General features: G+C 70.7%; 16 protein-coding genes. 10 read left to right on the forward strand and 6 right to left on the reverse strand.

Annotation, left to right across the window (positions count from 1 at the left end; all coding sequences use genetic code 11):
- Positions 1-1,293 (forward strand): hypothetical protein (locus tag GA0115233_RS13530; RefSeq protein WP_093720432.1); only part of this gene is annotated, 1,293 nt, incomplete at its 5' end.
- Positions 1,294-1,567: 274 nt separating this feature from the next.
- Here GA0115233_RS13530 and GA0115233_RS13535 read toward each other — a convergent pair.
- The gene (locus tag GA0115233_RS13535) at positions 1,568-3,118 is read right to left on the reverse strand and encodes an MFS transporter (RefSeq protein ID WP_176711764.1); all 1,551 of its coding nucleotides are present in this window, start codon (positions 3,116-3,118) and stop codon (positions 1,568-1,570) included.
- A 337-nt stretch (positions 3,119-3,455) separates the two neighbouring features.
- On the opposite strand from GA0115233_RS13535, the gene GA0115233_RS13540 reads away from it, so the two are divergent.
- The gene (locus GA0115233_RS13540) at positions 3,456-4,619 is read left to right on the forward strand and encodes a hypothetical protein (RefSeq protein ID WP_093720434.1); all 1,164 of its coding nucleotides are present in this window, start codon (positions 3,456-3,458) and stop codon (positions 4,617-4,619) included.
- A gap of 63 nt (positions 4,620-4,682) precedes the next feature.
- Here the strand turns inward: GA0115233_RS13540 and GA0115233_RS13545 are convergent, their stop codons facing one another.
- The 3 genes from GA0115233_RS13545 to GA0115233_RS13560 form a co-directional block, all read right to left on the reverse strand.
- The gene (locus GA0115233_RS13545; protein ID WP_176711765.1) at positions 4,683-4,955 is read right to left on the reverse strand and encodes a DUF6355 family natural product biosynthesis protein; all 273 of its coding nucleotides are present in this window, start codon (positions 4,953-4,955) and stop codon (positions 4,683-4,685) included.
- A gap of 377 nt (positions 4,956-5,332) precedes the next feature.
- Entirely contained in the window at positions 5,333-5,815 is a 483-nt protein-coding gene (locus tag GA0115233_RS13555) for a hypothetical protein (RefSeq protein WP_093720436.1), read from the reverse strand.
- Positions 5,812-6,534: a response regulator gene (locus GA0115233_RS13560; RefSeq protein WP_093720437.1), complete on the reverse strand. Its 723-nt coding sequence runs from the start codon at positions 6,532-6,534 to the stop codon at positions 5,812-5,814. Before GA0115233_RS13560 ends, GA0115233_RS13555 begins: the two co-directional genes overlap by 4 nt.
- A 227-nt stretch (positions 6,535-6,761) precedes the next feature.
- Between GA0115233_RS13560 and GA0115233_RS13565 the strand changes: the two genes are divergently transcribed.
- The 3 genes from GA0115233_RS13565 to GA0115233_RS13575 all read left to right on the forward strand — a co-directional run bounded on the left by GA0115233_RS13565 (position 6,762) and on the right by GA0115233_RS13575 (position 10,809).
- Complete coding sequence (locus tag GA0115233_RS13565) at positions 6,762-7,751, forward strand: Bug family tripartite tricarboxylate transporter substrate binding protein (RefSeq protein WP_176711768.1); 990 nt, start codon at positions 6,762-6,764, stop codon at positions 7,749-7,751.
- A gap of 662 nt (positions 7,752-8,413) precedes the next feature.
- The gene (gene ltrA, locus GA0115233_RS13570) at positions 8,414-10,216 is read left to right on the forward strand and encodes a group II intron reverse transcriptase/maturase (protein WP_255310167.1); all 1,803 of its coding nucleotides are present in this window, start codon (positions 8,414-8,416) and stop codon (positions 10,214-10,216) included.
- Positions 10,165-10,809, forward strand: coding sequence for a tripartite tricarboxylate transporter TctB family protein (locus GA0115233_RS13575; protein ID WP_255310168.1), 645 nt, complete (start codon positions 10,165-10,167; stop codon positions 10,807-10,809). Before ltrA ends, GA0115233_RS13575 begins: the two co-directional genes overlap by 52 nt.
- An 18-nt stretch (positions 10,810-10,827) precedes the next feature.
- Here the strand turns inward: GA0115233_RS13575 and GA0115233_RS13580 are convergent, their stop codons facing one another.
- Positions 10,828-12,036, reverse strand: a complete 1,209-nt coding sequence (locus GA0115233_RS13580; RefSeq protein ID WP_093720440.1) for an RNA-guided endonuclease InsQ/TnpB family protein — start codon at positions 12,034-12,036, stop codon at positions 10,828-10,830.
- 161 nt (positions 12,037-12,197) lie between these two features.
- On the opposite strand from GA0115233_RS13580, the gene GA0115233_RS13585 reads away from it, so the two are divergent.
- The 5 genes from GA0115233_RS13585 (at position 12,198) to GA0115233_RS13605 (ending at position 19,139) form a co-directional block, all read left to right on the forward strand.
- On the forward strand, positions 12,198-13,679 hold the full coding sequence (locus GA0115233_RS13585) for a tripartite tricarboxylate transporter permease (protein WP_093720441.1): 1,482 nt from the start codon (positions 12,198-12,200) through the stop codon (positions 13,677-13,679).
- Between the two features lie 78 nt (positions 13,680-13,757).
- Positions 13,758-14,375 carry a hypothetical protein gene (locus GA0115233_RS13590; protein WP_141689507.1) on the forward strand — a complete coding sequence of 206 codons (618 nt, stop codon included), beginning with the start codon at positions 13,758-13,760 and terminating at the stop codon, positions 14,373-14,375.
- Positions 14,376-14,458: 83 nt separating this feature from the next.
- Positions 14,459-16,156, forward strand: a complete 1,698-nt coding sequence (locus GA0115233_RS13595) for an ABC transporter ATP-binding protein (RefSeq protein WP_093720443.1) — start codon at positions 14,459-14,461, stop codon at positions 16,154-16,156.
- On the forward strand, positions 16,153-17,931 hold the full coding sequence (locus GA0115233_RS13600; RefSeq protein WP_093720444.1) for an ABC transporter ATP-binding protein: 1,779 nt from the start codon (positions 16,153-16,155) through the stop codon (positions 17,929-17,931). Before GA0115233_RS13595 ends, GA0115233_RS13600 begins: the two co-directional genes overlap by 4 nt.
- 137 nt (positions 17,932-18,068) lie before the next feature.
- The gene (locus GA0115233_RS13605; RefSeq protein WP_093720445.1) at positions 18,069-19,139 is read left to right on the forward strand and encodes an iron-siderophore ABC transporter substrate-binding protein; all 1,071 of its coding nucleotides are present in this window, start codon (positions 18,069-18,071) and stop codon (positions 19,137-19,139) included.
- 58 nt (positions 19,140-19,197) lie between these two features.
- Here GA0115233_RS13605 and GA0115233_RS13610 read toward each other — a convergent pair whose 3' ends face one another.
- Positions 19,198-19,407 carry an MbtH family protein gene (locus GA0115233_RS13610; protein ID WP_093720446.1) on the reverse strand — a complete coding sequence of 70 codons (210 nt, stop codon included), beginning with the start codon at positions 19,405-19,407 and terminating at the stop codon, positions 19,198-19,200.
- Positions 19,408-19,423 lie beyond the last annotated feature (16 nt).

Below are 19,423 nucleotides of genomic sequence, written 5' to 3' on the forward strand. Positions count from 1 at the left end.
GCCGGGGCCGTGCTCCAGGCGGGGCTGCTGCGTGCCGCGCACTCGGCGNGGCTGGCCGGGCTGCCCCGGGCCGCCGCTTCCGCGGTCGCCGTGGTCACCGCGCTGCGCGCGGCGCGCGGCGCGGACCCGTCGTACCGGCTCACCGACCTGGTCGCCGGGCTGCTGTCGGTACTGGGCACGGCGCAGCGCCTGCCGCGGGCGGCCGGGGCGGAACTGACCGCGCTGCGCGGCACCGTGCGGCAGCCGTACACGCCGGACGGTTCGCTGCGGCTGTACGGGCTGTTCTCGGAGCCGGTCCTCACCGCGACGGGGTACGCGGGTGCCGTCACCTGGACCGCCGACGCCGAGGGGCGTCTGTACACGGTCTCCGACGTGGCGCCGGGCGGCGCGGGCCGGGCGGTGGGCGCCGCCGATCGCACCGTGCGGATCGGCGACACGGCTCTGTCGCACCGGGAGCTGTCCCGGGCGGGGCTCGCCGTGTCCGGGGCGACGGTCTCGCCGACGGGGCGGCTGGGCGCGGGGAAGGCGGTACGGGCGGTGCGCGCGTCCGGCGTGGACTGGGACGCCGATCCGCTGGAGCGGCTGTGGGCCGTGCCGGTCGCCGAGCAGGCGGTGCGGGCGCTGTCCGAGGAGGGCCACGACCTGCTCTTCCTCGACGTCACCCTGACGGGCACGGTCCGTGAGGCGGCGGGCGACTGTCTGCTGGCGGACTGCGACGGGCTCCCGGTGCGGTTCGCGGCGGCCCACGACGACGCGGCACTCCCCTACCGCGACAACCTGCGTCTGCTCTCCATGGTCCCCGGCACCCGCCTGCGGGTCGTGGCCCGTCTCACGCCCGCGCCGCACGCCCGAGCGCTGCTGCTGGCCACGACGCACCCGACGGAGCGGGGCACCCGCCTGGACCTGGGCGTGGACCGCCTCCAGCGAGCGGACCTGCCCACGGCCGCCCCGGCCGTCCCCGGCTCCGGGCATGCGGCCGGGGACGAGGCCCCGTTGCACCTGCTGCGCCGCCGGGTCCACCAGGCGGCCTCCGGCGGGCGCCGGGTCCTGGCCTTCCCCGGCGACAGCGCCACCGACGGCCAGCGCCTGCGCCGCTCGGGCCTGTCCACCGCGGCCGACCTCCTCACCGAGCTCCACGCGGCGGCGGCCGACCGCACCCGGGACACCTTCGGCCGCCTGATCCCCACCGACGTCAACTGCTTCGCCCGCACCTGGCTGGCGGCGGCGCACTACACGACGGAGGTGGACCGGGCACTGTGCGCGGCGGCCTGGGGGGCCGAGCCGGGACTGTGAACCGCGTACTCCGGGTGGCCGTGCGGTGCGTACGGGTGGCGGGGTGGGCGGAGAACGCCGCGTCGGCCCGGGTACGCCGGTGTCCCGCCGCCCTCGGAGGCGCCGTGGATCGGGGGGCCGAGGCCGATCCGGTGTGCCCGGCGGCGTCTTCGGGCAGTGGCCGATCCTCCGTCAGGCGCGGCCGCCGGACGGGAGCCGGCAGGCTCCGCGAACCTCGCGGTGGCCCCGTCGAGGCGGAGCCACCGCGCGACCCCTCGCGGGTCTCGGCCCCGGCTCACACCGCCCCCGGTGGCGTCCCGCCCTTCAGTCGCTCCAGGTCCGAAGGGCGCACCTGGATCGCCAGGATGGCGATCAGGGCCGCCACGCCGGTGAAGATCGCCGCCACGACGAAGGCGGAGGAGACCCCGGCGGTGAGCACCTCGTGGGACCAGGGCGGGGGCAGTTCGCCCGTGCGCCGGAACTCCAGGCGTTGGGCGGGGTCGGCCTGTTGCAGGAAGTCCGCGACCTGTGTCTCGGCCTCGTTGCGGCTCGCCGTGCCGTACATGGTGACCAGGATGGACAGGCCGAGCGAACCGCCGACCTGCTGCGTGGCGTTGAGCAGGCCGGACGCCGCGCCGGTCTCCCGGACGGGCACGTTGGACAGGGCCATCAGGGTCAGGGACACGAACTCCATGCCCATGCCCAGGCTGAAGACCAGCATCGGGCCCAGGACGCTACCGGCGTACGTGGAGTGCACGTCGGTCAGGGTCAGCCAGCTCAGACCGGCCGCGGCGAGCAGGGCGCCGCCCACCATGAAGGGTTTGGGCCCGTAGACGGGCAGGAACCGCGACGCGAGCCCGGCGCCGATCGCGATGACCGCGCTGACCGGCAGGAAGGCGAGCCCGGCCTGCAAGGGGCTGAAGCCCAGCACGTTCTGCACGAAGAGGGTGAGGAAGAAGAACATGCCGAAGATCGCGGCGGCCAGGCACAGCATGATGCCGTAGGTCCCGGCGCGGTTGCGGTCGGCGAACATGTGCAGCGGGGTGATGGGCTGGACGGACCGCCGTTCCACGAGGACGAACAGCACGAGGATCACCACGGCCGCGCCGAACGACGCCAGGGTCAGTGGGTCCCGCCAACCGTCCTGCGCGGCCCGGATGAAGCCGTAGACCAGCAGCACCATGCCCGCGGTCGACATCAGCGCGCCGGTGATGTCGAAGTGCCCGGGGTGGCGTTCGGACTCCTTGATCCAGCGCGGGGTGGCGAGGGCGATCAGCAGGCCGATGGGGACGTTGACGAAGAACACCCAGCGCCAGTTCAGCCACTCCACGAGCATGCCGCCGGCCAGCAGTCCGATCGCGCCGCCGCCCGCGGAGACGGCCGCGAACACACCGAACGCCCGGTTGCGTTCCGGGCCTTCGCGGAAGGTCGTGCTGATCAGGGCGAGGGAGGTCGGTGAGGCGATGGCGCCGCCGACGCCCTGGAGGGCGCGGGCGGACAGGAGTTGCGCCTCGTTCTGGGAGAACCCGCCGAGCAGGGAGGCGAGCACGAAGAGCAGGACGCCGAAGACGAACACCCGTCTGCGGCCGAGGATGTCACCGGCCCGGCCGCCCAGCAGGAGCAGGCCGCCGAACGTCAACGTGTACGCGTTGACCACCCAGGACAGGCTCGTGGTGGAGAAGTCGAGCGAGCGCTGGATGTGCGGCAGCGCGATGTTCACGATGGTGATGTCCAGGACCACCATCAACTGGCAGGAGGCGATGACCAGCAGGGCCATCGCATTGCCGCCACCGCCGTTCTTCCCGGCGGTGGTCTGTGGGGTAGTGGGCTGGGGGCTGCTGGTCATGGCGGGTCGCACTCTCGGGGCCTGTGCCCTCGCGAGGGGTCGGTGAACGGCTGCGTCCACCGTCGGTCCACCGTTTGACGGTACGCCGCCCCCTGTGCCGCCACCACTCGATCAACGGCCCTCTTGACGCGCGCCGGAGGCGTTGGCACACTCGCGAGCCGCCGCAGAAAACGCTTGCTACGGCAGTTCGGCCGCACCTCAGTGATCACACGGGACACCCCCTCCGGGTCACGTCGCGAGGGCAGGTTCTGAATCAATTCAAACACTCTTCCGGCCCCACGACCGGAGCCTCTTCGACGTGCCCCGGCGCAGCCACCCACCCCCCATAGGAGCCGACATGAGAAGAAACGGAAGCCGTGCGATCGCCGCCGGCGCCTGTGCCACCGCCCTGCTGACCGGCGCCTCCTTACTCACCCAGCCCGCGACGGCCGCCTCGACCCAGGCCTCGGCGGCCTGCGGCGAGGGGGGCTACCAGGCCGAGGCCGTGCTCAGCGGCAGCACCTGGACCGTCCGCCGCGGCGGTTCGGTCGTCCACACCGGCACCGACATGCGGGCCGCGATGCAGGCGGCGGTCAACAGCCTCACCTCCGGCCGCACTTCGAAGGAACGGGTCGTGGTCCGCGGCTCGGGTTCGATGGGCGCCGGGTCCCGGGTCTCCCTGCCCAGCTACACCGTCCTCGACGTCTGCGGCACGATCAACGTCACCGGATCGGGCTCCGGTGACCAGGCCCCCGTCTACGCCCGCGGCGTCCGCGACATCGAGGTCCAGCACCTCAATGTCACCGGCGCCCCGCTGTACGGGATCTTCCTGCGCAATGTGCAGAACGTGGTGCTCGGCCAGATCGACATGCGGCTCTCCCGCGGCCTCGGCGTCCGGATCGACAACCGCGGCGACACCAGCCAGTGGACGCGCAACGTCCGTATCGACTCCGTGTACGTGTCGGGCGCGAGCAGCCACGCCGTGGAGACGTACGGCGTGGACGGGCTGACCGTCGGGACGGTCACCGCCCGCGATGTGGGCGAGTCCGGGCTGCTGCTGAACGAGACGATCAACGCCACCGTCACCAAGGTCGACGCCGACGGCGCGGGCACCGGTACCGGTTACGCGGCCTTCCGCATGGCCAACCGCAATGGCCGGGTGGGCAGTTCGTACCCCACCAACATCCGGGTCGGCGAAGTGATCGCGCGGGGCGGCGGGCGCGGGGTGTTCTGTGTCTCCGAGAGCGGTGGCGCGGTGATCGACCGGGTGACCATCTCCAACACCGGCAACAACGCGATCCTGGTGGAGAACTGCCACAACGTGAACATCGCCGCCCAGGGCGGCAGTGTGACCGGCGGCGGGGAGATCCGGCTGGCCGCGCGCACGGAGTTCGCGAACAACTCCGACATCACCATCCAGAACCTCACGGTCACCAACTCGGCCGTCACCGAGAATCCGTGCGGGAACAACACGACATTCCGCAACATCACGCTGGTCAACAGCAGGCAGAACATCTGCTAGCGAACGGGCGGGGGCGGACGGTCCAAGTCCCGGACCGTCCGCCCCGTCAGGCGTGCTCCCCGGTCAGCAGGTGCGGCCGACGTAGTAGGCGCCCTGGATCTTGGAGGCGGAGCCCAGCCAGGACCTGCCGGGGCCGACACACCGCTCGTAGTCGGGCGCCAGGGCGACCTGGACCTTGATGACGACGCTGGAGCCGTCCGAGGTGCAGTGGTTGTAGAAGGCGTCCGCGTGGGTCTCGTAGAACCCGCAGGGGTCTGCGGCGGCGGGGACGGAGGCCGTGGTGACCGTGCCGAGGGACGTCAGGGCGAGGGCGGCACCGCCGAGGGCGCCGGTCACGATGCGACGGAAACGCAAGAAGTGCTCCAGGGGACGAGGGTCCGGACCGGAGCGAGGACACCGACCGGCCCGTTGATCATTGCCGCCCCAGGATCACCATGGCCCGCGCCGCGAGTTGATCACGCAGTGCCCTCCTTCACCCGGCGTATCGATTTGCCGCTGGGCCGATCGGTTGACGGGGCGTCACCTCACAGGGCCGACAGCGGCAGCCTGCCCGCGAGTTCACTCAGCGCCGCCCGTTCCGCCTCGCTCGGCGCACGGCGCCCTGTGGGGATCAGCAGGGCGTTCATGTCGGAGAGCGCCGCCGGGAACGACGTACCGGCGATTCGCTCCAGCAGTTCGCGGATCAGACCTCGTCGCGGCTGCGGACGCCTGCGTCAGGCGACCGGCGCCCGTGTGCCGAGGCGGGCCGTGAGCCAGGCGTGCCTTCGGGTCAGGCCCACGATGTCGGCGCTGTGGGCGGCGGCCACCAGCGTCATGACCGGCCATGCGAGGAAGGTGAGGACGAGTGGCGCGTACGCCGCGTCCGTGCCGACGGCGACCACCACGAACACCGCCGGAAAGACCAGTGCGCCGAGCAGCGCTCCGACGAGGGAGAGGCCCCAGGCGCGGGTGACGGCGCGGGACGCCAGGACCAGCCCGCCGCAGAGGATCGAGCCCATCAGCACCCCGGCGACCAGGGTTTGGCCGGTCAGCAGCCCGGCGTACCGCAGGTCACGTGCGGCGAAGTCGTGGTCCCCTCCCCTGAGGAACTCCACCGCGGCGATCCCCAGCGCGAGCGCCGCCCAGGGGATGGCCGGGACGCCGGCCATCAGCAGCCCGACCCGTACGCCGCGCCCGAGCGCGCCCTGCCCTGTCATATGAGCGGCTCCGCCGGCACCGCTTGCCGCACGCTGCTGTACCGCCGCTCCGGGCGGCCCGTCGTGCCGTAGCGGAGGGTTACCTCGGCCTGGCCGATGGTGTGGAAGTGCTCCAGGTAGCGGCGGGCGCTTACCCGGGAGATGCCGGTGAGGCGGGCGCACTCGGTGGCGGAGAGGGTGTCGGGGCAGTCGCGCAGGGTGCGTTCGACGAGTTCGGCGGTCTCCACGCTCATGCCCTTGGGGAGCGCGCCGGAGAGGGTCGCGGGCGCCGTGGCCCCGGCCAGGACGCGGTCCACGTCGGCCTGGCTGCGCACGACCGCGCCGCGCAGCTTGCCCCGCTGGTCGGCGTAGCGCTCCAGGCGCAGGCGCAGGTCCTGGAAGTCGAAGGGTTTGAGGAGGTAGTCGACGACGCCGTGCCGGACCGCTCCGCGCACGGCCTCCGCCTCGCGGGCGGCGCTGATGACCATGACGTCGCAGTCGTGGCCCGCGGTGCGCAGCCGGGGGATGACGTCGAGGCCGAAGATGTCGGGGAGATAGAGGTCGAGCAGGACCACGTCGGGGCGGAGTTCGTCGACCGCGGCAAGGGCCTGTTCGCCGGTGCTGGCGGTGCCGACGACCTTGAAGGGCGGGACGCGTTCGACGTAGGCGCGGTGGATCCGGGCGACCATGAAGTCGTCGTCCACCACGAGGACGCCTATCTCGTGCTGTTCGTCGGTCATGTCGCTCCTTCCGCCGCCGGGGTCCCCCCACCGCCGTGACCTTCGCAGACGGTCGGCGGGAAAGCCAGGGTCGTGCCGCAACCGCCTGGCGTACCGGTGTCCGGCGCTGACACAAAGACCAAAACCTCCGTTGGTTCCGCAAGCGAGACAGGCCTGCGGGCGCGCTGCACGATGTGGCCCACCTCACCCCTCCCTACCGACTTTCCTACCGACAGGTGGTGGCATTCGTGCGCCTGCGCACTCCCCTCGCCCTGTTCGGGGCCGCGGTGCTGGTCCTCGTGGGACCGCCGCTGCTGGCCACCGGCAGCGGCGCCGAGACCGGCACGCAGATCCCGGGGCTGCGGCTCATGGTTCCCAACACACCCGGCGGCGGTTACGACATCACGGCCCGTACGGCCGCGAAGGACGCCGAGGACGCCGGGCTCGCCCACAACATCGAGGTGTTCAACCTGCCCGGAGCGGGCGGCACCGTGGGTCTGACCCGGCTGGTCAGCGAGCACGGCAACGGCAAGCTGGCGATGTCGATGGGGCTCGGCGTGGTGGGCGCGGCGCGCTCCAACCACGCGCCGAAGACCCTGGCCGACACCACGCCCATCGCGCGGCTCACCGAGGAGCAGGACGTGGTGGTGGTCGCCGAGGAGTCGCCGTACAAGTCGATCGACGAGTTGATCGAGGCGTGGCGGAAGGACCCGGGCAAGCTGCCGGTCGGTGGCGGGTCCTCGCCCGGCGGGCCCGACCATCTGGCGCCGATGCTGATGGCGCGGGCGGCCGGGATCGCGCCGAAGGACGTCAACTACATCCCCTTCGACGGCGGCGGTGAGCTGCTGGCCTCGATCCTCGGCAACAAGGTGGCCTTCGGGGTGTCCGGGGTCGGCGAGTACCTCGACCAGATCAAGGCGGGCGAGCTGCGGGTGCTGGCGGTGACCGGTCCGGAGCGGGTCGGCGAACTCGGGGACGCGCCGACGCTGAAGGAGTCCGGGTACGACGTGAACTTCACCAACTGGCGCGGGATCGTGGCGCCTCCCGGGCTCACCGACGCCGAGCGCGACAAGCTCACCCGTTTCGTCGAGGCGCTGCACGACTCGCCCGAGTGGCGGAAGTCGCTGGAGCGCAACGGCTGGGAGGACGCCTTCCTCACCGGCGAGAAGTTCGGCGACTTCCTGGCCGCCCAGGACAGGCGCGTGGTGTCGGTGCTGAAGGAGCTGGGACTGGTGTGACACGAAGTTGCTTTGTTCAAGTGGACAGCCTGCGAGAGGAAGGAAGTTACGTGTAGGAGGTCCCGGGCCAGTGTCCATGGCCTGTCCCCAGGTTCGCATGCGTCGCTGGTAACGGCGGGGTGTGAAGCCGAACTGGTTAAGCCCAAGAGCGGCCCGCGCCATCGGGCAGCAACAGGCGAAGGGGAAGACTGGACGGGCTAATGAAAATGAACCCTTGATGAAGCCCCGTTAGCTCCAAACCGCGCCGATGGCGAAGTGAGCGGCGGTTAGTAGGACCTGGCGAAGAAAAGCGCCATGTGACCCTCCTGGTTAGGTTCATGGAGGGGAGGACACCGCAGGTCCCGGGGTTAAGAGGGAGCCCAACCCAGTCGCATCTTGACAAAGTGGAACGTGGAAACCCCGTTGGGGTCCGGGAGATGTCTCGGTAAGCCGGAGGTAACGAAGGACCAACTCCCCAGCGGGACAGGATGATCCGAGAAGCGAATGCCGACAGGACGAAAGTCCGGAGGAAACAGAGTGGATCTCCTCAGCCGCTCGAAATAACTCGTCGGATACGGGACAAGTGCCCGGCCCGAAAGGGAGCCCACGCGGATCAGGTGGACCTGTGAAGCACCAGAGCAAAGAAGCCAGAACCAAAGGGCAAGTTAGACACCGGAGGCAAGGTGACAACGAAAGAAGTAGAAGCGGTGTCTCCCGCGCCGGTGAACGGACCCGAGGACTACGCGGAGACTTGGCACAGCACTGAGTGGGCCAAGGTGGAAGCGTCAGTACGGCGACTGAGGCAGCGGATCTTCACGGCAGCCAAGGAAGGGGACCTCAAGCGGGTCCGCAACTTGCAGAAGCTCATGTTGAGGTCGCACTCGAATACGCTCGTGAGCGTCAAGAGGGTGACACAGCAGAGTCAAGGCCGCCGAACGGCTGGCGTCGACCGGGAAACCATCCTCACGCCGCGCGGGCGGGGAATGGTAGCCGCGCAGATCTCTGCGGAGATAGGAACCGGTCACGCCCAACCCGTACGGCGCGTGTATATACCCAAGGCCAACGGGAAGCAGCGCCCGCTAGGGATTCCGGTCGTCCGCGACCGAATCCGACAGGCCCGCGTGAAGAATGCGCTGGAACCTGAGTGGGAAGCCCGGTTCGAGCATCGGAGCTACGGCTTCCGACCCGGCCGGGGCTGTCACGACGCCATCGCGCAGATATTCAACGTCGCGTCCAAGCAGAATGCGCGGCGGCTGTGGGTGCTCGATGCTGACCTGACAGCGGCATTCGACCGTATCTCTCACGACCACCTGATGGACAGCCTCGGTCTCTTCCCTGCCAGGGATGCAGTCCGGAGTTGGCTGAGGGCGGGCGTGCTGGATCGCGGCCGATTCGCGCCGACCGTGGAGGGTGCTCCACAGGGCGGTGTGATTAGTCCACTACTGCTGAACATTGCTTTGCATGGGATGGAGTCGGCAGCAGGGCACTTGACCGTGAAAAACGGGAGAACAAAACCAGGTGCCCCAGTCCTGATCAGGTACGCGGACGACTTCGCAGTGTTTTGTCTCAGCGAAGAAGAGGCGCACCGTGTGAAGGAAGACCTTGTGCGGTGGATGCAGCCGCGGGGTGTCTCGTTCAACGAGGGGAAGACTTCGGTGGTCCACCTCGATGAAGGGTTCGACTTCCTCGGCTTCAACATCCGCCGATATAACGGGAAGCTGCTGATCAAACCTAGCAAAGATGCCGTCAAGAGGGTCCGGGGCCGCCTGCGCACCGAGATGCTCGCAATGCGAGGGAGCAACTCGGGGGCCGTGATAAAGAAGCTCAACCCAATCATTAAGGGATGGGCGACCTACTACCGGACGGTGGTGTCCAAGAAGACCTTCCAGTCTCTGGACGACTATGTGTGGCTACTCACATACAAGTGGGGAAAGCACACGCACCCGAAGAAGGCCAAGTCCTGGGTTGTCGACAGGTACTTCGGTCAGTTCAACTCGACCAGGCAGGACAGGTGGGTGTTCGGTGACCGGGACACCGGTCTCTATCTCTACAAGTTCAACTGGGTCAAAATCGACCGCCATGCCATGGTCAAGGGAGGTAACTCCCCCGACGATCCGCAATTGGCGCGATATTGGGCGAACCGCCGGCGCGGCGCTATGCCGTCGACTGCTGACCGAATGTCGGTCACGCTGGCTGCCCGTCAGAAGGGGATCTGTCCGCTGTGTAAGCAGCCGCTGATCTCCGGGGCCGAATACGAACCAGACAGTCCACGAGAGTGGGCGGCATGGTTCTCGGCCTCGATGAAGCCCCTGCATAAGCATCACTTCGTCTATCGGCGGGACGGCGGATCAGACGAGTCGACGAATCTTCGTCTCGTACACGCTGAATGTCACCGCCAGCATCACGCTGGTGACCACAGAAAGGCCGCAGAAGCATGTCCTTCCACAGTAGCCAGCAGGGTTCGCTTGAGCCGGATGCGGGGATAACCCGCACGTCCGGTTCTGAGGGGGCCGGGGGGCGGCAACGCACCCCGGCTACCCGACTGACGACGGAGACACAAACTCCCCTGACGGCGGCGGACGTTCGCCGGTCGTGGCTGCGCGAGCACTCCGAACTCGGTGTGTGCGTGCTGCTGTTGGCGCTCGGCGTGCTGGTGCTCACCGACGCGCTGACCATGGACGTGGACATCGCGCAGCGCGGTCCGGTCGGGCCGAAGACCGTGCCGGTGGTGGTCGGCATCGGCCTGCTGGTGGTCGCCGCGCTGCTCGCCGTGGACGTGCTGCGCGGCGGGCGCGGACAGGCGGAGACGGGTGAGGACATCGACCTGTCCGAGCCCGCCGACTGGCGCACGGTAGCCCTGCTCACCGGGGTGTTCCTGGGTGCGGCCGTACTGATCGAGCCGCTCGGCTTCCCGGCCGCGGGCGCGCTGCTGTTCTGGGGCGCGGCCTTCGCGCTGGGCAGCCGCCGCGTCGACCGGGACCCGCTGATCGCGGCGGTGCTCTCGCTGCTCACCTACGTCCTGTTCAACAACCTGCTCGGAGTGCCGCTGCCCGGCGGTCCGCTGATGGGAGCGCTGTGACTTGACTTCCTCCCCGGCCTAAAGGCGGGGGATTCCAGCGGTCGCCCGCTGGGTTTCCTGCTTCACCGACGACCGCCCCGTCCGGGAGGACTCCCGTTGAGGTCTTACACCGTCTCCACAGGCAGACGCCGCCAGCCCGGCGGCCAGGATGTTGCGAGCCGCGTTCACATCGCGGTCATGCACCACGCCGCAGTCGCACGTCCACTCACGGACGTTCAGCGGCATCCTCGCCGCGACCGTGCCACAGGCCCCGCACAGCTTCGAGCTGGGGAACCAGCGGTCAATCACGACGAGTTCGCGCCCGTACCAGGCGCACTTGTACTCCAGCATCATGCGCAGGTCCGTCCAGGCCGCGTCCGAGATGGCGCGCGCGAGCTTGCCGTTCTTCAGCAGGTTGCGGACGGTCAGGTCCTCGATCACGACCGTTTGGTTCTCACGGACGAGCCGAGTGGACAGCTTGTGCAGGAAGTCGCGGCGCCGGTCGGCGATCCGGGCATGGACCCTGGCGACCCTGCGTCGGGCCTTCTCGCGGTTCGCCGAGCCCTTCGCCTTCCGCGACAGCTCCCGCTGCGCGCGGGCGAGGCGGGCGCGGTCGCGCCGCTCGTGCTTCGGGTTGGCGATCTTCTCCCCGGTGGACAGCGTCACCAGGGAGGTGATCCCGGCATCGATGCCGACCGCCGCCGTGGTGGCAGGCGCGGGGGTAATGGTGTCCTCGCAGAGCAGGGAGACGAACCAGCGGCCGGCCGCGTCGCGGGACACGGTCACCGTCGTCGGCACCGCACCCTCCGGGAGCGGACGCGACCAGCGGATGTCCAACGGCTCCGTCATCTTCGCCAGCGTCAGCTTTCCGTCCCGGAACTTGAAGCCGGAGCGGGTGTACTCGGCCGACGCGCGGGACTTCTTCCGCGACTTGAACCGGGGGTACTTCGCGCGCTTGGCGAAGAAGTTCCCGAACGCCGCCTGAAGGTGGCGCAGCGCCTGCTGGAGCGGGACGGAGGACACCTCTGTCAGGAAGGCGAGATCTTCGGTCTTCTTCCACTCCGTCAGCGCGGCCGAGGACTGCACGTAGGAGATCCGGCGCTGCTCGCCGTACCAGGCGCGAGTGCGTTCCTCCAGCGCCTTGTTGTAGACGAGGCGGACGCAGCCGAACGTGCGCGACAGCTCCGCTGCCTGCTCGTTGGTGGGGTAGAAGCGGTACTTGAAAGCCCGCTTGACCTGCTGCGTCATTCCTCACATTGTATCAGCTTCCGTGTGAGAGGCGGCTGTTGGCCGGTGGTCGGAGGACGCCGGTCCGCCCTGGCGGCGAACCGGCTTTCCCTGCTCTGCTCCGCAGGAGCTTCGTTTCCTCCCCCGGCTGAAGCCGGGGCTATCCACGAAGGAAGGGCCCGATGAATGCCTTCACCTCCCTCATGGACGGCTTCGGTACGGCCCTGACCCCGCTGAATCTGCTGTGGGCGGCGCTCGGGGTGCTGCTGGGCACCGCGATCGGCGTGCTGCCCGGGATCGGTCCGGCGATGGCGGTGGCGCTGCTGCTGCCGGTGACGTACGGGCTCGATCCGATCGGCGCGTTCATCATGTTCGCGGGTATCTACTACGGCGCGATGTTCGGCGGTTCGACGACCTCGATCCTGCTCAACACCCCGGGTGAGAGCGCCGCGGTGGTGGCGGCCATGGAGGGCAATCCCATGGCGAAGTCGGGGCGGGGCGCGCAGGCGCTCGCGGCGGCGGCCATCGGGCACTTCGCGGGCGGGATGGTCGGCACGATCCTGCTGGTGGCGCTGGCTCCCACGGTGGCGGAGCTGGCGGTGGACATCGGGGCGCCGGACTACTTCGCCATCATGGTGCTGGCGTTCATCGCGGTGACCTCGGTGCTGGGTTCCTCCCGGATCAGGGGGCTGGCCTCGCTGCTGATCGGGCTCACGCTCGGTCTGGTGGGCCTGGACCAGATGACGGGGCAGCAGCGGCTGACGTTCGGTTCGCTGCAACTCGCCGACGGCATCGACGTGGTGATCGTGGCGGTGGGTCTGTTCGCGATCGGCGAGGCGCTGTGGGTGGCGGCGCATCTGCGGCGCCAGCCCGGCGAGGCGATCCCGGTCGGGCGGCCGTGGCTGGGCAGGGAGGATGTGCGGCGCACCTGGAAGTCCTGGGCGCGCGGGCCGTTCATCGGTTTCCCGTTCGGCGCGATCCCGGCGGGCGGCGCGGAGATCCCGACCTTCCTGTCCTACGTCACCGAGAAGCGTCTGTCCAAGCACCAGGACGAGTGGGGCAAGGGCGCCATCGAGGGCGTGGCGGGCCCGGAGTCGGCGGCGTCCGCGTCGGCGGCGGGCACTCTGGTCTCCATGCTCACGCTGGGCCTGCCGACCACGGCGGTCGCGGCGGTCATGCTCGCCGCCTTCCAGCAGTACGGCATCCAGCCGGGCCCGCTGCTGTTCGAGCGCGAACCCGACCTGGTGTGGGGTCTGATCGCGTCCCTGTTCGTCGGCATGGTGCTGCTGCTCGCGCTCAACCTGCCGCTGGCGCCGGTGTGGGCGAAGCTGCTGCGGATTCCGCGGCCGTATCTGTACGCGGGGATCCTGTTCTTCGCGGCGGTCGGCGCCTACGCGGTCGGCGGTGAGGTGATCGACCTGGTGATCCTGCTGATCATCGGCCTGATCGGCTTCGGCATGCGGCGCTACGGACTTCCCGTCCTGCCCGCCGTCATCGGGGTGATCCTCGGGCCCAACGCCGAGCAGCAGTTGCGCCGGGCCCTGCAGATCAGTGACGGCAGTGTCTCGGGGCTGGTCAACACGCCGTTCTCGGTGACCGTTTACGCGGTGGTGGCCCTGCTGCTGGCGTGGCCGCTGCTGCGGAAGGTACGCGCCAGGAGCTGAGCGGCGCGGTCTGCCCTCTGGGGTGGCCACACAGGCCCCACATATGATTAGGTAAGCCTAACCTAATTGGGGGGTCCAGTGAGTGATGCGACTGGCCCCGACCGCGAATGGGCGGCCTGGGCCGAGGGCGTGATGGCGCGGCTCGACGCGCAAGCACAGGTGGACGGCGAACTCCTCGCGGCGCTGGGCGGCAGTCCCAACCTCCGCGAGGAGACGCTGCTCCGCATGGCCGAGGCGATACGGGCCGCGACCCTCGGTCTCGGCCCCGCCGGGTGCGCCGCCGCGGCCGGGGTTCCCGAACGCCTGCTGCGCACCTGGCAGGAACGGCAACCCGCGTTCGCCGGGGCCATGGCCGCCGCGCACGCGCTCGCCCGGTCCTGCGCGCTGGGCGCCGACGACGGGCGGTCGCCGCCCTTGACGCCCGTGACCCTGCGCGTCCTGCTCAAGCAGATCCGCACCGGCACCCGTATCCCGCCCGCCGCCGCGGCCGTGGGCGTCTCCGTGCGCACCCTCAACCGGCTGCGCCAGGAGCATCCACGGGTGGACGCGCTCATCGTCGCGGCCCGTCGCGCCCGGCCCAAACGGGCGGACCGGCGCGGCACTTCGGCCTATACCAACGGCTACCGGCTCATCCGGATCGACGACGCGCCGACGGACAGCGGCACCCGTACGGACGAGGCTTCCCCAAAGGGGTAGCCGACGCGGGGAGTTGTAGTTAGCCTTACCTAAGTTCGTGCGCAACTGCTGTCAGGGCGCTGTGAATCCGGTCCGGAGGGCGAGTGAGTAAAGCGGACCTGCCAGGACGCCACGTCCTGCGTGGAGCGGTGCGCGGACAGCGCCGCGATGTCGCGCTCGGCGCGTTGCTGGGCATGGGCCACCAGACCGGCGAGGCCCTGGTGCCCGTCGTCATCGGACTCGCCATCGACGAAGGCGTCGTGGACGGCGACGTCGGCGGACTGCTGATGTGGCTCGCGGTGCTCGCCGTCGTGTACGTCGGCCTCTCCTACAGTTTCCGCTTCGGTGCCCGGGCCGGTGAGCGCGCCTCCGTGACCGCCGCGCACCACCTGCGGACCGCCTTGGTGGAGCGCGTGCTCGCGCCCGAAGGGGGCGCCTGCGAGGGCCGGTTGCCCGGCGAGCTGGCCAACACCGCGACCGAGGACGCCAAACGGGTCGGCGCGGTCGCCATGGCGCTCATCGTCGGGATCGCCGCCGCGACCGGCCTCGCGGTCGGCGCGATCGTCCTGCTGCGCATGTCGGTCCCGCTCGGCCTGCTCGTCCTGCTGGGCACTCCCCTGCTGCTGTGGCTGGTGCACCTGCTGAGCAAGCCGCTGGAGCGGCGCAGCGAGACCGAACAGGAGCGCGCCGCGAGGGCGTCGGGCGTGGCCGCCGACCTGGTGGCCGGGCTGCGCGTCCTCAAGGGCATCGGCGCCGAACCGGCGGCCGTCGCCCGCTACCGCCGGATCAGCCAGGACTCGCTCACCGCCACCCTGCGCGCGGCCCGCGCCGAGGCCTGGCAGAACGGCGTGGTGACCATGCTCACCGGGTCGTTCCTGGCGCTGGTCGCCCTGGTCGGCGGACGGCTCGCCGCGCGCGGCGACATCGGGCTCGGTGAGCTGGTCTCCGCCGTGGCGCTGGCCCTCTTCCTGATCGGCCCGCTCTCCGAGTTCTCCTGGGTCTACGCCGAGCTGGCACAGGGCCGCGCCTCGGCCGCCCGGATCGCGGAGGTCCTGGGCGCCGGGCACGCCGTGCGGGCGCCCGCCGACGGATCCGCCCTGGACCGCGTCGAGGGCCGGCTGCGGCTGCGCGGGGTGTCGTACGACTCGCTGCGCGCCGTGGACCTGGAGGTCGCCCCCGGCGAGACGGTCGGCGTCGTCACCGTGGACCCGGCCGACGCCACCGCCCTGCTGCGCTGCCTGGCCCGTCGCGCCGATCCCGCCGAGGGCAGCGTGGAGCTGGACGGCACCGACCTGACCACCCTGCGCCTCGCCGAACTGCGGGCCGCGGTCCTCGTGGCCGAGCACGACGCCGACCTGTTCGAGGGCAGCCTCCTGGAGAACATCACCGCTGCGGCCGGACCGGACGCCCCCGTCGAGGCCGCAGTCACCGCCTCAGGTACCGACGAGGTCGTCGGCACCCTGCCCAAGGGAGCGGACACCGAAGTGACCGCGCGGGGCCGCTCGTTGTCCGGCGGTCAGCGCCAACGGGTCGCCCTGGCCCGCGCATTGGCCGCCGACGCCGCCGTCCTCGTCCTGCACGAACCCACCACCGCGGTCGACGCCGTCACGGAGGCACGCATGGCGGCCGGACTGAAGGAGCTGCGGGCGGGGCGGACCACCCTCCTGGTGACCAACAGCCCCGCGCTGCTCGCCGTCACCGACCGGGTCGTCCTCCTCGACCGGGGCACGGTCGTCGCCGCCGACGCCCACGAGCGGCTGGTCCATCAGCACGGCACCTACCGCGGGGCGGTCCTGGCATGAGCGATTCCGCCGCAGAGCTGCTGCCCGTCGCGACCCCCGCGCGCACCCGTGCGGCCGCCGCCGAACTGCTGCGCCCGCAGAGGTCGTTGGCCGTCACCGCCTTCGTGGTCATGGTGGGGGCGACCGCCGTCGGCCTGCTCACCCAGCCGCTCCTCGGCCGGATCGTGGACCAGGCCGCCGAACGGGCCTCGGTCGACGCCATCACCACCACGGCGGCGCTCCTGGTGGCGGTCGCCGTCGCCCAGGGCGTCACCACCGGCTTCGGCCTGTCCCTCGTCTCCCGGCTCGGCGAGACCACCCTCGCCCGGCTGCGCGAGCGGTTCGTGGAACGGGCCCTCGGGCTGCCGCTGGAGCGCGTCGAGCGGGCCGGTGCCGGGGACCTGACCGCCCGGGTCACCGCCGACGTCTCACTCATCGCCGAGGCCGTCCGCAACGCCCTTCCGGAGCTGGCGCGTTCACTGCTGACCATCTTCCTCACGCTCGGCGCGATGGCCCTGCTCGACTGGCGGTTCCTGCTCGCCGCACTGCTGGCGGTGCCCGTGCAGGTGGCCACCGCCCGCTGGTACGTGGCCCGCGCGGTCCCGCTCTACGCCGAGCAGCGGGTGGCCGCGGGCGCCCAGCAGCAACAGCTCCTCGACACCGTCGCGGGCGCCGCCACCGTACGGGCGTTCCGGCTGGAGCGGCAGCACACCGAGCGGGTCACCGAGCGGTCGTGGTCCGTGGTCGCGCTGACCATGAAGGGCGTGCGGCTCGTGCTCGGGTTCTACAGCCGACTGCACATCGCCGAGTACCTGGGGCTGGCGGCCGTACTGTTCACCGGGTACTGGCTGGTGCGGCAGGGCTCGGCGTCCGTGGGCACGGCGACCGCCGCCGCCCTGTACTTCCACAGTCTGTTCACCCCCGTCAACGCCGCCCTCGTCCTCCTCGACGACGCCCAGTCCGCCATGGCGGGCCTGGCGCGGCTGGTGGGCGTCACCGACGAACCGGTGGCCGACCGCCCGCAGCGGCGGGCGGAGACCGGCCGGGTCGACGTCGTCGTGCGGGGCCTGCACCACGCGTACCGCCCCGGTCATCCCGTCCTGCACGACATCGACCTGACGATCCGGCACGGCGAACGGGTCGCGCTGGTCGGCGCCAGCGGCGCCGGGAAGACGACCCTGGCCCGCCTCGTCGCCGGTATCCAGCCGCCGGCCGAGGGCACCGTCCTGGTCGACGGGGTGCCGCCGACCGAGCTGGGCGGCCCGGCGGCCAGCCGTACGGTCGCCCTGATCACCCAGGAGACGCATGTGTTCGCCGGTCCGCTCGTCGACGACCTGCGGCTGGCCAAACCCGACGCCACCGACGACGAACTGCGCGCCGCGCTCGACCGGGTCGACGCGCTGGCCTGGGCCGAGGCACTGCCCGACGGGCTCGACACGGTCGTCGGTGACGGCGGCCACCGGCTCACCGGCGACCGCACCCAGGCGCTGGCGCTGGCCCGGCTGATCCTCGCCGACCCCCCGCTGGTGATCCTCGACGAGGCCACGGCCGAGGCGGGCAGCGCCGGGGCGCGGGCGCTGGAGAAGGCGGTCGCGCGGGCCACCGACGGGCGCACCGCGCTGATCGTGGCCCATCGCCTCAGCCAGGCGGCGACCGCCGACCGGATCGTCGTCATGGACGCCGGACGGATCGTCGAGACCGGCACCCACGACGAACTGCGCGCCGCGGGCGGCCGCTACGCCGCTCTGTGGGCGGCCTGGTCGGACACCCGCGACACCCGCGACACGCGCCCCTGACCCCTGCGACACCCGCCCCTGACCCCTGCGACACCCGCGAAACCCGCCCCTGACCCCCGCGACACCCGCCTCTGACCCCGCGACTCCCCAACCCCCGCACCGCCCGGCACCACAGGAAACCGAACAGAAGGACCACCATGTTCCGCTCCCGCAGAACTCCCCGGCTCGCCGCCGCGCTGGCCTCGTCCCTGCTGCTCCTCACCGCTGCCACGGCCTGCGGCAGCGACGACTCCGACGCGGGCTCCTCGGACGCCGACGCCAAGGCCACCGGGTCGGGCGGCGCCGCCTTCCCGGTCAGCATCGACCACAAGTACGGCACCACGACGATCAAGTCCGAGCCGAAGCGGATCGTCACCGTCGGCCTCACCGACCAGGACCCGGTGCTCGCCCTCGGCAAGGTCCCGGTCGGCACGACCGAGTGGGTCGGCGGCTACAAGGGCGCCGTCGGTCCCTGGGCCGAGGACCGGCTCAACGGCGCGGACGCGCCGACGGTGCTGAAGGACACGGGTACCGGCCCGCAGGTGGAGAAGATCGCGGCGCTGAAGCCGGACCTGATCCTGGCCGTGTACGGGGGGCTCACCAAGGAGCAGTACGAGTCGCTGTCGAAGTTCGCGCCCGTGGTCGCCCAGCCCAAGGAGTACAACGACTACGGCGTGCCGTGGCAGGAGCAGACCGAGACCATCGGCAAGGCCCTCGGCAAGGAGGCGGAGGCCGAGGCCGCGGTGAAGAAGACCGAGGACGCCATCGCGGCGGCGGTGAAGGAGCACCCCGAGTTCGCGGGGAAGACGGGCGTGGTGGCGACGCCGTACGAGGGCATGTTCGTCTTCGGCAGCCAGGACTCGCGCTCGCACCTGCTCACCGACCTCGGCTTCGAGCTGCCCAAGGACCTCGACAAGGCGATCGGCGACCAGTTCGGCGCGAACATCAGCAAGGAGCGCACCGATCTGCTGGACCAGGACGCGATCGTCTGGCTGGTCGGTGACGTCGAGAAGGACGCCGCCAAGCTGCACAAGGACGCCTCCTACAAGGACCTGAAGGTGGTCGGCGAGGGCCGCGAGGTGTACGTCAACGAGACCAGCGACTACGGCAACGCGGTGTCCATGGGCACCGTGCTGAGCCTGCCGTACGTCGTGGAGCGCCTGGTGCCGCAGCTCGCGGCGGCGGTCGACGGCAAGCCGGACACGAAGGTGGAGCAGCCGGCGGCCTGACACCGGCAAGCGAAGGAGGGGGCGGCCCGTCGGCCGCCCCCTCTCTTCGTGCCGTCGCTCAGCCGTCCATGGCCTCCGCCAGGCTGCGCGGCCGCATGTCGGTCCAGTTCTCCTCGACGTACTCCAGGCACTCCTGCCGTGCCGCCGGACCGTGGACGACCCGCCAGCCCGCCGGGACGTCGGCGAAGTCGGGCCACAGGCTGTGCTGGTTCTCGTCGTTGACGAGCACCAGGTAGACGCCCTCGGGGTCCTCGAACGGATTGCTCATGTGTTTCCTCTCCTCA

This window comes from Streptomyces sp. DI166 (assembly GCF_900091315.1).
Classification (GTDB): Bacteria; Actinomycetota; Actinomycetes; order Streptomycetales; family Streptomycetaceae; genus Streptomyces; species Streptomyces fuscus.

What these genes read in the sequence shown, in the direction of transcription:
- GA0115233_RS13600 (WP_093720444.1), top strand. Translation starts at nt 16,153, where the DNA reads ATGAGCGATTCCGCCGCAGAGCTGCTGCCCGTCGCGACCCCCGCGCGC.
- GA0115233_RS13585 (WP_093720441.1), top strand. Translation starts at nt 12,198, where the DNA reads ATGAATGCCTTCACCTCCCTCATGGACGGCTTCGGTACGGCCCTGACC.
- GA0115233_RS13535 (WP_176711764.1), bottom strand. Translation starts at nt 3,118, where the DNA reads ATGACCAGCAGCCCCCAGCCCACTACCCCACAGACCACCGCCGGGAAG.
- GA0115233_RS13605 (WP_093720445.1), top strand. Translation starts at nt 18,069, where the DNA reads ATGTTCCGCTCCCGCAGAACTCCCCGGCTCGCCGCCGCGCTGGCCTCG.
- GA0115233_RS13575 (WP_255310168.1), top strand. Translation starts at nt 10,165, where the DNA reads ATGTCCTTCCACAGTAGCCAGCAGGGTTCGCTTGAGCCGGATGCGGGG.
- GA0115233_RS13540 (WP_093720434.1), top strand. Translation starts at nt 3,456, where the DNA reads ATGAGAAGAAACGGAAGCCGTGCGATCGCCGCCGGCGCCTGTGCCACC.
- GA0115233_RS13560 (WP_093720437.1), bottom strand. Translation starts at nt 6,534, where the DNA reads ATGACCGACGAACAGCACGAGATAGGCGTCCTCGTGGTGGACGACGAC.
- GA0115233_RS13555 (WP_093720436.1), bottom strand. Translation starts at nt 5,815, where the DNA reads ATGACAGGGCAGGGCGCGCTCGGGCGCGGCGTACGGGTCGGGCTGCTG.
- GA0115233_RS13580 (WP_093720440.1), bottom strand. Translation starts at nt 12,036, where the DNA reads ATGACGCAGCAGGTCAAGCGGGCTTTCAAGTACCGCTTCTACCCCACC.
- GA0115233_RS13610 (WP_093720446.1), bottom strand. Translation starts at nt 19,407, where the DNA reads ATGAGCAATCCGTTCGAGGACCCCGAGGGCGTCTACCTGGTGCTCGTC.